Source organism: Crossiella cryophila, from assembly GCF_014204915.1.
Taxonomy (GTDB): Bacteria; Actinomycetota; Actinomycetes; order Mycobacteriales; family Pseudonocardiaceae; genus Crossiella; species Crossiella cryophila.
Window position 1 is genome coordinate 2,192,727 of sequence record NZ_JACHMH010000001.1, and the last position, 13,086, is coordinate 2,205,812.

Below are 13,086 nucleotides of genomic sequence, written 5' to 3' on the forward strand. Positions count from 1 at the left end.
GCTAGCTGAACCACCGCTTTATTGCTTCGCCTGGGCCGTCGGATCCTTCGGGACCGGCGGCCCACGCGATGTGCCCGTCCGGCCGGATCAGCAGTGCCGGTGCGGGCGGGTTCTCGGTTCTGGCGCGCACCACCGGCACCTCCGCGAGGTCGAAGTCCGCGTCGGTGAAGTCGAGCAGCACGCCCTTGCCGGTCCGGAGCAGTTCGGCCAGCCGGGTCGGCCGACCGTCCACCGTCAGGGGCAGGTCGGCGAGGAAGGTGCCGGTGAGCGGGTGCTCGCCGGGCAGGTCGTAGGTGAGCGTGCTGCTGGTGGTGAGCGCGGCCAGCCGGTCGTTGACCTCTGGGATGTCCAGCAGGCTGTCCAGGAGATCGCGCAGTGCGTCGACCTGCTCGCCGGGCCGGAACAAGGCGAACTGGGCGCGGGTGTTGGCCAGCACGTTCTCCGCGGCGGGACGGCGTTCCAGCTCGTAGGTGTCGAGCAGATCCGGCCGGCCACGCAGTGCGGCCAGCAGTTTCCAGCCCAGGTTCACCGCGTCCCCGAAGCCCAGGTTCAGGCCCTGGCCGCCGATGGGCGCGTGCACGTGCGCGGCATCGCCTGCCAACAGCACCCGGCCGTCGCGGTAGCTCGCGGCGATCCGGCTGTTGTGCCGCAACCGGGACAGCCAGCGCGGCGAGTGCGCGCCGAGATCGGTGCCGAGCACCGCGCGCAGGGCGTCTCGCAGTTCGTCCAGGGTTGGGTCGGCATCGCCCTCGGGCGGTGGCTGGTCGAAGCGGGTGGGCACCACCCGGTGCAGGCCGTCGCCGAGCGGGCCGACGAAGACGGTGCCGGTGCCGGTGCGGGTCAGTCCGGTGCCGGTCTCCTCGGTGAGCACCACGTCGCCGAGCAGGCTGGCGGTCTCCCCGGTGCTGCCGGGGAAGTCGATCCCGGCGAGCTTGCGGACCGAGCTGCGGCCGCCGTCGCACCCGGCCAGGTAGGCCGAGCGGATCGTGTATGTCCCTTGTGGACTGTCCACTGTGGCGGTGACGCCATCGGGATCCTGTTGCAGCGCGGTCACTTCGTGGCCACGGCGTAGTTCGCCGCCGAGTTCGATGACGCGTTCGGCGAGGATTCGTTCGGTCTCGTGCTGGGCGATCCGGACGACGTGGGGGTGCGCGGTGGGCAGCCGGTCGTAGGTCAGCCAGGTGGGCAGGCCGGCGAAGTGCCCGGCCTGCCAGCGGTGCGCGTCGGCGGGCAGCCGGCCCAGCAGTCCGCGCTGGTCGAACAGGTCGAGGGTGCGCCCACCCAGGCCGAAGGCCTTGGAGAAGGCACTTGGCTCGGCGAGCCGGTCCAGGACCAGGACGGACGCGCCGCCCAGGCGCAGTTCGGCGGCCAGCAGCAGACCGACCGGTCCGGCGCCGACCACGAGCACGTCGGAATGAGAGTTTTCGAAGTTCATGAGATTCCCCAGAGGTGATCCCGCGGCCGGGCGCTCAGATGGCCGGGCCGGGTGCTGTGGGAGAAGGTAGCCGTGGCGGACTCCCCGGGCGATCGATTTAGCAAGTAGGTTGTGCACAACTCAGTTGTGCGCTACTGTTCTCTTCAGAACGACGACGGGACGAGGTGAGCGGGATGACGAAGCAGACGGGGCCGGAACTGACCCTGGACTCCCAGTTGTGCTTCTCCCTCTACGCCGCCTCTCGGGCGGTCACCGCCCTGTACCGCCCGATGCTGGACGAACTGGGCCTGACCTACCCGCAGTACCTGGTGTTGCTGGTGCTCTGGGAACGCGGCCCGGTGTCGGTGAAGGAACTCGGCGACGCGCTGCACCTGGACTCCGGCACGCTCTCCCCGCTGCTCAAGCGGATGGAGTCGGCGAGCCTGCTCCGGCGGCGGCGCAGCGAAGAGGACGAACGCAGCGTCCTGGTCGAGCCGACCGAGACGGGCCGCGACCTCCGGGCGAGGGCGCTGGGCATCCCGGAACGGCTGACCTGCGGCATGGGCCTGCCCCTTGACGAGCTGACCGAGCTGCACACGCGGCTGCGGCGGCTGAACGACTCGATGACAGCAGTACGACAGAAAGAAGGCCAGTGATGAGCGTGCTCTACACCGCAGAGGCGACCGCGACCGGCAGCGGCCGGGGCGGCGAGATCGTCTCCTCCGACGGCGTGCTGGACGAGAGCCTGTCGGTGCCCAAGGAACTGGGCGGCGCCGGTGGCGACGGCACCAACCCGGAACAGCTCTTCGCCGCGGGCTACGCGGCCTGCTTCAACGGCGCCCTGCAGCTGGTCGCCCGCAACAACAAGACCCCCGTCGACGGCTCCGAGGTCAACGCCAAGGTCGGCATCGGCCCGCGCGCCGAGGGCGGCTTCCAGCTGACCGTGGCCCTCGCGGTCACCGTCCCCGGGGTCGAAAGGGCAGTCGCGGAGGACCTCGTGGCCAAGGCTCACCAGGTCTGCCCCTACTCCAACGCCACTCGTGGCAACATCGAGGTGCAGGTCACGGTCGTCTGACCGACCCGCCCCAGAACCCGCTCACCACGACCCCCAGGTGGTGAGCGGGTTCTGCTCGTTCCGGCCTACTCGCCGATCACCGGCGGCGCGGCGTACCGGCTGTCCCCGAAGACGTCCTCGGTCTCCAGCAGATACGAGGGCCGCTCGTGCTCCTCGTCGTCCTCCCGGCGCGCCCCGGCCCCACCGACCGGCAGCCCACTCAGCCCCGGCGCACCCGGCCGCGCGAGGCCACCGACCGGACCGGCCCCGCCGCCGCTCGCCCGGCCAACCCCGGCACTGCCACCCGGCCCGAAGCCCGCCCCTGGCCCAAGCCCGCCGCCACCAGGCCCGAACCCGATGGCACCACCGAGGCCGCCGCCAGACCCGCCGACCGAACCACCAGCCGGGCCACCCGCGCCGAGTCCGTGACCACCGGTGGCAGTGCCCGGCGGCAGCTCGGCCCAGCCCGCCAACCCGGTGCCATCCCGGTTCGGCGGCCCGGCCACCTGCCCACCGGGGTCGCCGCCACCCGTGCCGCCGCCAGCCCCACCGCCACCGGTGCCACCGCCGCCAGCCCCGGTGCCAGGACCGCCGAGGCCCCCGCCTGGTTGCCCACCACCGGTCCCACGCTCCGTGCCGCGCCCGCGATCCCGGCCGTCGACACCCCCGCCACCACCGGGTTCGACCACCGACACCTCCCCGCCTGCCGCCTGCGGGGCGGTCCAGCTCGGCAGCCTGGTGACGTTGTCCTCCTTGCGCACGCCGTACCCGGCGAGCACCCGCTGGTTGTCCCCGGTGTCGGCGCGGAATCGCTCGATCTCCCGGTCCAGGTCGGTGCTGAACGGGTTCACCTTGTTCAGCAGGTTGTTCTGCGGTGGATCGGCTGGCACCGGCTTGAGCTGGTTCTTGCAGCCGTACCAGTCCGTGCTCTGCTGGGCCACCGCCTCGGCCGTGCGGTCGGCCATGGCCCCGGCCGCCTCGGCATACCCGGCCAGCGGACTGAGCTGCCGCCGCGCCGCCTCCGCCGCCGCACCCTGCCAGACCCCGTGCGAGGCCGTGATCACCTTCTCGATCCGGTCCCGGATGGCCCGGTAGTCACCTGCCGCCTTGGCCCAGATCCGCTCGATCGGCACCAGCCCGGCCGACGGCGTCTTGGCTTCCTCGTGGAACCACTTGTAGATCCGGTCGCCTGGGTGGCCTTCCGGGCGCGGGGTGTCCGAGGTGAGGAAACCGGCTGCGGTCAGTCCGCCCGCGGTGGCCCCGGCGGCGATGAGCAGTAACGGCAACGGCATCAGCGGCCGCCCTTCAGGGTGTGGATGACCTGCTCGAGGATCTTGACCCCGCGCGGGCAGGGGTCGTCGAAGTCGGTCGGCTTGTCCTGTCCGGCCTTGAGCTGCAGCCCGGCCGCGATGAGCACGGTGTTGGACACCGCCACGTTGGTCCGGCACTGCCCGAACGGCTTGTCGGCCTCATCCGCGATCACCGCCGGGTAGCCGGAGATCTCCAGTGGTTGCCACACCCGGAAGACGTTCTTGCGGCCGTAGAGCTGGTCGAGGCCGCCGATCTGGGTGTTGATGTCCAGCGAGAAGTCGACCTTGGCCGCGGTGTCGGTGGCGATCCAGCGACAGGCCTTGCCGAGCGGGCTGTCCTCTGGCTGGCCCGAGACGGTGATGCCGAGCTGGGCGAGCTGGGTGGCGGCGAGCAGCCGGCAGGGCTCGGGCACGAACTGCGCGGTGTCGAGTTCGGGCTGGGCCAGCACCGGCGCGCCGTGCTTGTTCGCACTGGAGGAGGGCGCAGGGGTCGGGGCGCCCGGCACCGCGGCGCATCCGCTGAGCACCAGCGCGGCGCAGCCCGCGGCCGCGAGCAGGCGGAAACGATCGGCGATCACATTCATCCCTTGCCCCCGAGGGTGGATCGGTTGGCGCCTTCGGCACGCTCGTACTGCTGTTTCGCCGCGACCAACTTGTCGATCATTTGTTGGACCGCTTCCTGGTATACCTGATTTGCGGAGGAGTGGCCGCCCGGCCCCGGCCTGACCGCGCATTCGATGATCTTCTGTATGGCATCCGGGCTGTATGGGTCATCGCTCGGCGATATGTTCATGTCCAGGCTGCGCTTGACGTCACGATTGATCTTCACGATCGCGTCCCTGGCCTCGGACAGGCCCCTGATCAGGCCATCCAGCTCGGCGACCTCGACCACGAACCGGTCGCCCCCGCCGAAGTCGATCGACACCTTGGTGCCTTTTTCAACCATCGCCGCATTTCCCCCCGTCCCCTGGCAAATTGCCGCAATAGCAGGGTAGGCAGTGGGTATGGCGAGAATGCGTCAGCTTTGCTTTCGGGTCACCCAAAAGAAGCAGTGCGGTTTTCTAGAGAAATCACATCTTTCGGGGAGTGAACTCCACCGGCAGCTCGTAAACCCCACGCATGATCGCGCTCGGCCACCAGCTCAGCTTCTCCGCAGGCACCGCCAGCCGCAGATCCGGCAGGTACCGCAGCACCGTCCCGATCGCCACCTCACCCAGCACCCGGGACATGGACTGGCCAACGCACACATGCGGTCCGTGGCCGAAGGCCAGGTGGTGCTGGGCGCGGCGGTACGGGTCGAACTCGGCGGGGGAGTCGAAGACCTCGGGGTCGTGGTTGGCCGAGAGCAGGGAGACCAGCACCGGTTCGCCCGCCTGCACGAGCTGGCCGCCGATGGTGATCGGCTCGATGGCGAAGCGCCAGGTGGCGTTGCGCACCGGGCCCGCGTAGCGCAGCACCTCCTCGATGATCGCGCTCAGCGTGCTGGAGTCGGTGCGGGCCAGTTCGGCGTACTTGGGGTTGCGCAGCAGGGTGAGCAGGCCGTTGCCGATCAGGGCGACCATGGTCTCGTGGCCCGCGATGAGCAGCAGGAAGACCATCGAGCTGACCTCGTCGGCGCTGAGCACCTTCTTGTCCTGCAACTCCACCAGCGCGCTCACCAGGTCATCGGCCGGGTTCTCGCGTTTGCGCGCGATCAGGCCGATGACGTAGCGCTCCAGCGAGTCGGTGACGCCCCAGACCTCGTCGATCGCGGCGACCTCGGAGGAGTCGATCACCGCGGCCCAGCGGTGGTAGTTGGCCCGGTCCTCCTGGGGCATGCCCAGCAGGTCGCAGATGATGGTGACCGGCAGCGGGTAGGCCAGTTCGGCGATCAGGTCCGCCTTGCCTGCCGGGGCGAAGCCGGCGATGGCCTGTTCGGTGATCCGGCGGCAGCGCTCGCGCAGCCGCTCCATCCGCTGCGCGCTGAACAACGCGCTGACCGCCTGGCGCTGGCGGGCGTGATCCGGCGGGTCCGCGTTGAGCATGTTGCGGGCCAGCGTCGGCCGGTGGTCGAAGGGCAGGCCCATGCCGGAGCGCTGCCACACCACGTTGGCCTTGGCCGGACTCTTGTGCAGCTTCGGGTGGGCCAGCGCCTCCAGCGCGTCGTCGTACCGGGTGACCAGCCAGGCCCAGGCCCCGCCGGGCATGTCGATGCGGTGCACCGGCGAGTTCCGGCGCAACCAGTCATAGGCCGGGTACGGGTTGGCGTCGAACTCCGCGCCGTGCAGACGCGGGCACACGCCGGGTTCCTCAGTGGCCACGTCCTCACCATGCCAGACCGGGGGGTGCGACAGCTCCCGCCGCTCGGTGGGCACCGGGCTCACCAGCGGATGAACCGAGTGTGATGTTGCTGTCACCGGCTGGTGCGCGGAGGTGGCCACGCCGCGGACCCTGGCAGTGACTCAGCCCAGCCGCAACCTCGCGACCCGGCCTTTCTCCCCCGCGGCCCAGCAGGACAGGTCCGGGGTGCAGGTGACGGTGTCGAAGCTGCCCGCGTCGAACTGCTTCCAGTGCCGACCGCCGTCCAGGCTGAGATCACTGCCCGATGGGCCCACCGCGAGCACGCCGCCATAGGAGTAGGGCAGCCAGGTCGCGCCGGAGCGGTAGCCGCCGGGGGCCTGCGGCGGGACCTGCCAGCCGCGGCCGCCGTCGCCGGTGCGGGCCAGCGCGTCCTTGGCGGTGCTCGGCTGCTCGAAGTCGCCGCCGATGGCGATGCCGGTGTGCTTGTCCCGGAAGGCCAGTGCGAACACGCCCGCGCTCGGCTTGCTGGCCAGCGGGGTCTCGCTGACCGTCCAACTGCGGCCGCGGTCGGCGGTGTGGAAGACCCTGGCCTTGGCACTGCCGCCGGTGGCGATCCAGGCATCGCGCGGGCCCGAGGTGACCAGGCACTGGCCGCTGGCGGCGAAGCCTGCCTCGCCGGGCAGTGCGGCGGGCATGCCCGCGCTGGGCAGCACGGTCCAGCTCCGGCCGCCGTCCCGCGTTGACAGCACCCTGAACTTGCCGTCCACCGGATCGCTCATGGCCAGGCCGTTGTGCCGGTCGAAGAAGGCAACGCAGTCGTAGAAGGCCTTCGGTTCGGTGTTGCGGAAGGACTCGGTCCAGGTCTTGCCGCCGTCGCCGGTCCGGTAGATCCGGGAGTCCTCGCCCTCGCCGATGGTCAGCGCCACCGCGGTGCGGGCGTCAAATGCCTCGATGTCGCGGAACTGCAGGGCGCTCGCGCCGGGCGGGCTCACGTTCTGCCAGCTGCGGCCGCCGTCGGTGGTGCGCAGCACGGTGCCCTTGCTGCCGCCCAGCCAGGCGACCTGCCGGTTCACCGCGGCCAGGCCGCGGAAGCGGACGTCGGTGCCGGTCGGCTGGAGTTCCCAGGACAGCCTGGTGGCCGAACTCACCTCGGCGGGCGCCGCGGTGGCAGGCACCGCCCCGGCGAGGGTCAGCGCGGCGGTGGCACAGAGCCCCATCAGGGCGAACAGCCTCATGACGGCGGAAACTACCCGGTGCGGCCCTGGTTCGGCAGGGGGCCAGGCGATGCAAAGTTCTTGCCGCCGGTTCGTTCGTTCGGCCTAGCCCGGCGGAGCGGGAGCGGTTAGATTCCGGGCAGAACGACGCCGGCGACAACTTCAGATCTGCCGTCCCGGTGGCGACAAAGCCGCTGGTGACGCGGTCAACAGAAAAAACTCCTTGGTTAACCGGAGGACTCAACCGGCAGTATTAGCCACGTAATCGGTCACCTGCACTTCTTCGTGGTCTGCGGCTCGCCGGTCTGGGTTTACTGAATATCGCCACAACCCAGACGAGTCCCCGGCTCTATGCGCAGGAGTAGAAAAAATGACGACAGCCCTCGCGCCGACCGCTAATTGGCCCTTCGCCGAGCTGCTTTCCGCGGCCGAGTCCGTCAACGCGAAGGTCGATCCTCCCGTGGTGGACGGTGCGGTCGGCCCGACCATTGTCCAGAACGGCCGGGAGCTCGTGAACTTCGCGAGCATCAACTTCCTCAACCTGCACCAGCGCCCTGACGTGCTGGAGCACTTCCTTTCCGCATCGCGGGAACACGGCCTGACCACCGGCGGATCCCGAATGACCCAGGGGATCAGCCGCCCGCACCTGGAAATGGAACAGGAAATCTGCCGGGTCACCGGCAAGGAGCGCGCGATTTCTTTCGCCACCGGTCTGCTGGCGAACTTCGGATTCCTCAATGCGATGACGAAGTACATCGACTGGGGCGCCGGCATGAAGTGCGACAACTCCGACGCGGTCGTGATCATGGACCGGCACTCGCACTGGAGCCTGCTCAAGGCGGCCGAGCACCTGGAGCACGGCAAGCGGCTGCACACCTTCCGGCACAACTCGCCGGAGGACCTGGAGAAGGTGCTCAAGCGGGTCAGCTCGCCCAAGGTCGTCGTGGTCATCGAGAGCGTCTACTCCGCTGACGGCAGCATCGCGCCGATGAACGAGCTGATCGACATCTGCGAGAAGTACGGCGCGCTCAGCTTCGTCGACGACGCCAACGGCTTCATGCTCTACGGCCCGGAGAACCGGCCCTTCGCCGAGGAGTTCGCCGCCATGCGGCGGGCCACCTTCGTGATGATGTCCTTCTCCAAGGCCATCGGCATCGAGGGCGGGGCCATCGCCGGCCCGGCCGATGCCATCAACGCCTTCGAGATCACCTCGGGCACCTCGATGTTCACCGCGGCCATGCAGCCGCCCACCGCCTCCACCGTGGGCCTGCTGATCCGCACCCTGGACGGCGATCCGTCCATTGTGGACAACTACCTGGCCAGGGTGGAGCGCTTCCGCGCCCGGCTGACCGAGATCGGCGCGCCGCCGTTCGAGACGCCCAGCTACATCACCTCGGTGCTGATCGGCAAGGACGAGACCGCCGACCTGGTGAAGGACGCCTTCATCGAGAAGGGCTTCCTCATCCCGATGTTCATGTTCCCCGCCGTCAAGCGCAACCAGGCGGTCATGCGGCTGATCATCAACAACGACCACACCGAAGAGCAGCTCGAGTACTTCCTGAGCACGCTGGCCGAGCTGAAGGCCAAGCACGACTTCTGAGTCCTGGCACCCGAAAGAGGCGGTCCCGCCGGGGGACCGCCTCTTTCGCTGTGGTGGGAACGGAATCAGTCCTCGTCGGCCTGTTGCTGCTTGGCCATTTCCTTCTTCAGGTCCGCGATCGGGTCCTGGTCGGGGAAGACCAGCTTGTCCAGCCGGGACAGTTTGGCGAAGGGGGACAGCGGTTTGCTGTAGCCCCAGGCCACCCGCAGGTGACAGCCCATCTTGAGCTTGGCCGCCTCGTTGGACAGGCCGAAGTCGATCAGGGTGAAGCCGCCCTCGATGGCGTGCCGGATGATCTGGTGCCCCATGAACCGGTGCACCGGGGTGCTGCCGATCCGCTCGTAGTCCGCGCCGCTGTAGGTGGACTCCAGCAGGTGCCCGCGTTCCTGCAGCATGTCGAAGCACACCAGGTCATCGCCCTGCCAGGTCAGCAGCAGCACGCTCTCGGCCAGCGCGGGCACCTCGCGGAAGTACTCACCGGGCAGCAGGATCTGGTCCGGGTCGTTGTACTTGTGGAACAGGTTGAGCCACAGCCGTTCCATGTCCCCGGCCAGCTTCGGGCCCGGCCGGCCGCGGTGCACCTCGAACCGGAACCCGGCGGCCTCCACCCGGCGCGCGTCCCGCTTGGCGGTCTTGCGCGCCTTGGCCGGCAGCGAGGCCAGCCAGCCGTCCACCTCGGTCCACGGCACGTCCAGCACCGCGTCCGGGAACTGCGCCACCCGGCGGAAACCCAGCTCGGCGAAGCGCGGCGCGAACGCCGCCTCCGGCCCCGGGTCCCAGAAGTCGCGCATCAGCAGGACCTTGGCGCCCAGCGCCTTGGCCTCGGTGGTCATCGCGGCGGAAAGCAGCGGCAGGGTCTCGGCCACCACGGACTCGTCGCGGAACAGGAAACCGCAGCCCAGGTTCGCCGGTGAACCGGCGAGGAACAACGGGATCTTGATATTCTTCCACACCGGATAACGCATGAACGCGCCGAACGCGGCGGCGATCAGCTGGCCATCACGTTCGGCGGTGAAGAAGCGGAGGTCGCCGTCGATCTCCATCCGGCTCAGCAGATCCAGGTACGGCGCCGAGCGGGGTGGTTCCGGCAGAGTTAGTTTCGCCCATTCTGCCGGATCGACATCAATTTTTTTTGAGGTCCGGACGAGTAGTGTGCCGGGCTCACTCGGCATAGCGCGCCTCGGTCTCGGCGAAGAGCCGGCTCACGTTGACCTCCTCGCGCGCGTCAACCGCTTCCTCCACGTAGCGCTTCTGGTCCAGCACGTAGGCCGCCGCCACCGTGATCCGGTACAGGGTGAGGCCCTCGGCCTGCTTGAAGAAGGCGAACTCCTCCTCCAGCGGGTCGATCAGCAGGTCGCCGGTGCGCTTGAGGAAGAGCAGAAGCTGCTGGTCATCGTCTTCGACGGCGGTCGCGGTGCCGCTGAACTGGACGCCGTCGGCCTCGTCGGAGGTGATCGTGGAGTTGTAGATGACGCCGGCCACCCGCGCGTCCCCGGCGATGGCCAGGCCGTGCCGGGAGTCGTTCTGGGAGGCGAAGTAGAGGTAGCCGGGCGCGGCCGGGGCGAAGGCCAGGGCGGCGGCCCAGGGACCTGCGGCGTCCACCGTGGCCAGCGTCACGTACCGGTTCTCCCGAAGAATGGAGATTGCCCGGTCCGTGGCTTCGGTGAATTCTTGACCCACAGCTCCTCCTGAACTACATGTGTGTTGATAAACCGCCCGGATTTCGCTTGAATGCTACTGGGTTCACCACCGGCGCGCCAGGATCCGGCAGTCTGTGATCACAACGGGAAGGTTGTCATGACGGGTGTCTCCATTGACCGGGAAGTGCTGGCCGGACTGGTTCCGCTGCTGCGGTGTCCAGCCTGCTCGATCCCGGCCCTGACGATCGGGTCTCGGGGGTTGGACTGCGATTCCTGTGGGCATCTCGCGCCATTTGTCGATGGCGTTCTCGATCTGGTCGCTAATTCTACCGGTCCGGTTTCTGCCGGTGACAAACCTTACGAAGGCCTCAACGCCAAGCTGTACGGCTGGCTGATGAGCAGCCCCACCCGGCAGCGGCTGGACTCCTGGCTGCTCGGCCTGGACGTCAAGCGCTACTACAGCGAGATGGCCGACCGCATCGCCGGCCTGCCGGACGGTCCGATCCTGGAGATCCCGGCGGGCAACGGCCCGCTGTTCAAGCAGGCCGCCGGGTACCGCGACCGCGGCCCGTGGATCTTCGCCGACCTGTCCTGGCACCTGCTCAAGCAGCTGGCGGCCAAGGTCGAGGCGGTGGGCGCGAAGCGGCACCTGATCATCCGCGCGGACGCCTGCGCGCTGCCGATCGTGGACGGCACCATGGCCGGGGCGGTGTCGATGTTCGGCATCCACTGCTTCCACGACAAGTCCGCGGTCTTCGGCGAGCTGCGCCGGGTCGTCTCCGAGGAGGGCCAGATCGCGGTCAGCACGCTGACCACCGACGGCCACAAGCTTTCCCAGTACTACCACCAGATGAGCCAGAAGGACGGCACTTTCGCGCCGGACAACTCCTGGGCCGAGATCTCCACCGCTGCTCGCGGACAGGGCCTGGAGTTGCACGGCACCACCGGTCTCGGCTCCGCCAGGGTCTTCACCGCCCGCCCGAAGATCCACAGCTGAGACCACCCTCACCGCAGCTCCGCCCGAGCTGCCCATGAGGAAAAAGGGGGTTCCCGCCATCGCCCGGCGGGAACCCCCTTCCTCTTGCCTAGCTGCCTGCCGCTACGACGAGGCGTAGCGCTGGGCCGGAGCCGCCGCGTGCGCGATGTTGCCCAGCGCCGCCGCCTCTCCGGTCCGGCTGCCGATCTCCCGGAACACCGCGGCCGACCGAAGGTAGTGGTCGACCCCTTCCTGGTGTCGCTGCAACCGCTCGTTGGCGGTGCCCAGGTAGAGCAGCACGTAGCCTTCCTTGCGCTTGTCGCCCAGCCGCTTGGCCAGCACCAGCGCCTGCCGCAGCAACCTGAGGGCCTGGCCCTCCTGCGAACCGGCGCCGCCGAGGTCCATGCCGGAGGTGGCCCGGAGCCGGTCGAACTCGACCGAACCCGAATCCTCCAGCGGGGACCGCAGTTCCCTGGCGGCGAACCGCCCGGAGACCGTGGTCGGCTTCGGCTGCTCGTAGACGCTGCTGATGCTGATCGCGGTGTGGATCAGCCAGTCCAGCAGCCGGTTCTCCGCGGCGAACTTGGCGACGGGATCGCTTTCCTCCCGCAACCGGTCCTCCGCGAAGGCCCGCACCACCTCGTGACAGGTGAAGTACTCCGAGTCGCCGATCGGCGTGATCAGTCCACTGACCGCCAGCTCGTTGAGCAGCGCGGTGCCCTCGGTGGAGGTGCACTCGGTCAGCACACTGGTCATCTCCGCGCAGTACCGGCTCTCCGGAGAGAGGGCCAGCCTGCGCAGTGCGAGCTGTGCCGCGGGTCGCAGCAACCGGTAGGCCACGGCGAGTGCGGCGTGCACCTGCACGCTTCCCCGCACGGTCGGTGCGATCCGCCTGCCCACCTCGAGCAACCGCTTGCTCAGCTCGACGGCGGGCAGTTGGGGATGACCGGCCAGCATGCCGCCGACCAGTCGGAGTGCCAGGGGCAGCCGCCCGCACAGGCGGGCGAGGTGGCGCAACTGCTCCTGCTGGGCGGTTGCCCGGTGTGGGCCGACGGCGCGCCCCAGCACGGCCATCGCCTCGTGTTCGGCCAGTGGCTCGACCTGGAGTCGTTGCACCGCCGTGAGTCCGGTCAGCGGCTGCCTGCTGGTGATCATCACCAGACAGGTTGAGCTGACCGGCAGCAGTGGCTGCACCTGTGCCTCGCTGACCGCGTTGTCCAGCACGATCAACGCGCGCCTGCCGTGCAGCAGCGAGCGGTAGAGCCTTGCCCGCGCCTCCAGTTCGGTGGGGATCCCGTCCCTCGGCACACCGAGCGCGCCGAGCAGCATCCCCATGGCCGCCCCCGGGTGCAGCGGACGATCGCTGTTGGCCCGGAGGTTGACGAAGAACTGACCACCAGGGAAGTCCCTGGTCAATTGCCTGGCCAGGGTGACAGCCAGCGAGGTGGTGCCCACCCCGGTCGGTCCGGACAGCACCACGGTCCGCGGCGCGGACGCACGAGACGCCCTCGCCATGGCTCGCAGCCAGTCCAGATCGGCACTGCGCCCGGTCAGTTCCTCGGTGATTTTCGGTAGTTCCAGGCTGCCGAACGCGGCAC

General features: G+C 69.2%; 13 protein-coding genes. 4 read left to right on the plus strand and 9 right to left on the minus strand.

The window, feature by feature from the left end; all coding sequences use genetic code 11:
• Position 1: 1 nt before the first annotated feature.
• Positions 2–1,435 (minus strand): FAD-dependent monooxygenase, encoded by a 1,434-nt coding sequence (locus tag HNR67_RS10325; protein ID WP_185001826.1) that lies wholly within the window; start codon positions 1,433–1,435, stop codon positions 2–4.
• 173 nt (positions 1,436–1,608) lie between these two features.
• Between HNR67_RS10325 and HNR67_RS10330 the strand changes: the two genes are divergently transcribed.
• A complete protein-coding gene (locus HNR67_RS10330) occupies positions 1,609–2,070 on the plus strand; it encodes a MarR family winged helix-turn-helix transcriptional regulator (protein ID WP_185001827.1) in 462 nt (153 codons plus the stop codon).
• The gene (locus tag HNR67_RS10335; RefSeq protein WP_185001828.1) at positions 2,070–2,489 is read left to right on the plus strand and encodes an organic hydroperoxide resistance protein; all 420 of its coding nucleotides are present in this window, start codon (positions 2,070–2,072) and stop codon (positions 2,487–2,489) included. Before HNR67_RS10330 ends, HNR67_RS10335 begins: the two co-directional genes overlap by 1 nt.
• A 65-nt stretch (positions 2,490–2,554) precedes the next feature.
• On the opposite strand, the gene HNR67_RS10340 is transcribed toward HNR67_RS10335, so the two are convergent.
• From HNR67_RS10340 to HNR67_RS10360, 5 genes are all read right to left on the minus strand, one after another.
• Positions 2,555–3,760 carry a hypothetical protein gene (locus tag HNR67_RS10340; protein ID WP_185001829.1) on the minus strand — a complete coding sequence of 402 codons (1,206 nt, stop codon included), beginning with the start codon at positions 3,758–3,760 and terminating at the stop codon, positions 2,555–2,557.
• Positions 3,760–4,356 (minus strand): DUF3558 domain-containing protein, encoded by a 597-nt coding sequence (locus HNR67_RS10345; protein ID WP_185001830.1) that lies wholly within the window; start codon positions 4,354–4,356, stop codon positions 3,760–3,762. The genes HNR67_RS10340 and HNR67_RS10345 overlap by 1 nt, the downstream gene beginning before the upstream one ends.
• A gap of 2 nt (positions 4,357–4,358) precedes the next feature.
• On the minus strand, positions 4,359–4,703 hold the full coding sequence (locus HNR67_RS10350) for a hypothetical protein (RefSeq protein WP_185001831.1): 345 nt from the start codon (positions 4,701–4,703) through the stop codon (positions 4,359–4,361).
• Positions 4,704–4,848: 145 nt separating this feature from the next.
• Positions 4,849–6,078 carry a cytochrome P450 family protein gene (locus HNR67_RS10355; RefSeq protein ID WP_312986930.1) on the minus strand — a complete coding sequence of 410 codons (1,230 nt, stop codon included), beginning with the start codon at positions 6,076–6,078 and terminating at the stop codon, positions 4,849–4,851.
• Positions 6,079–6,219: 141 nt separating this feature from the next.
• Positions 6,220–7,293 carry a WD40/YVTN/BNR-like repeat-containing protein gene (locus HNR67_RS10360; protein WP_185001832.1) on the minus strand — a complete coding sequence of 358 codons (1,074 nt, stop codon included), beginning with the start codon at positions 7,291–7,293 and terminating at the stop codon, positions 6,220–6,222.
• A 349-nt stretch (positions 7,294–7,642) separates the two neighbouring features.
• Here HNR67_RS10360 and HNR67_RS10365 point away from each other — a divergent pair, with 349 nt between their 5' ends.
• Positions 7,643–8,872 (plus strand): aminotransferase class I/II-fold pyridoxal phosphate-dependent enzyme, encoded by a 1,230-nt coding sequence (locus tag HNR67_RS10365; protein ID WP_185001833.1) that lies wholly within the window; start codon positions 7,643–7,645, stop codon positions 8,870–8,872.
• Positions 8,873–8,937: 65 nt separating this feature from the next.
• Here the strand turns inward: HNR67_RS10365 and HNR67_RS10370 are convergent, their stop codons facing one another.
• Entirely contained in the window at positions 8,938–9,915 is a 978-nt protein-coding gene (locus HNR67_RS10370) for a GNAT family N-acetyltransferase (RefSeq protein ID WP_185001834.1), read from the minus strand.
• Positions 9,916–10,033: 118 nt separating this feature from the next.
• Positions 10,034–10,552 carry a pyridoxamine 5'-phosphate oxidase family protein gene (locus HNR67_RS10375; protein ID WP_185001835.1) on the minus strand — a complete coding sequence of 173 codons (519 nt, stop codon included), beginning with the start codon at positions 10,550–10,552 and terminating at the stop codon, positions 10,034–10,036.
• Positions 10,553–10,906: 354 nt separating this feature from the next.
• On the opposite strand from HNR67_RS10375, the gene HNR67_RS10380 reads away from it, so the two are divergent.
• Complete coding sequence (locus HNR67_RS10380) at positions 10,907–11,509, plus strand: class I SAM-dependent methyltransferase (RefSeq protein ID WP_185001836.1); 603 nt, start codon at positions 10,907–10,909, stop codon at positions 11,507–11,509.
• A 102-nt stretch (positions 11,510–11,611) separates the two neighbouring features.
• Here the strand turns inward: HNR67_RS10380 and HNR67_RS10385 are convergent, their stop codons facing one another.
• Complete coding sequence (locus HNR67_RS10385; protein ID WP_246492492.1) at positions 11,612–13,003, minus strand: NB-ARC domain-containing protein; 1,392 nt, start codon at positions 13,001–13,003, stop codon at positions 11,612–11,614.
• Between the last annotated feature and the right edge of the window lie 83 nt (positions 13,004–13,086).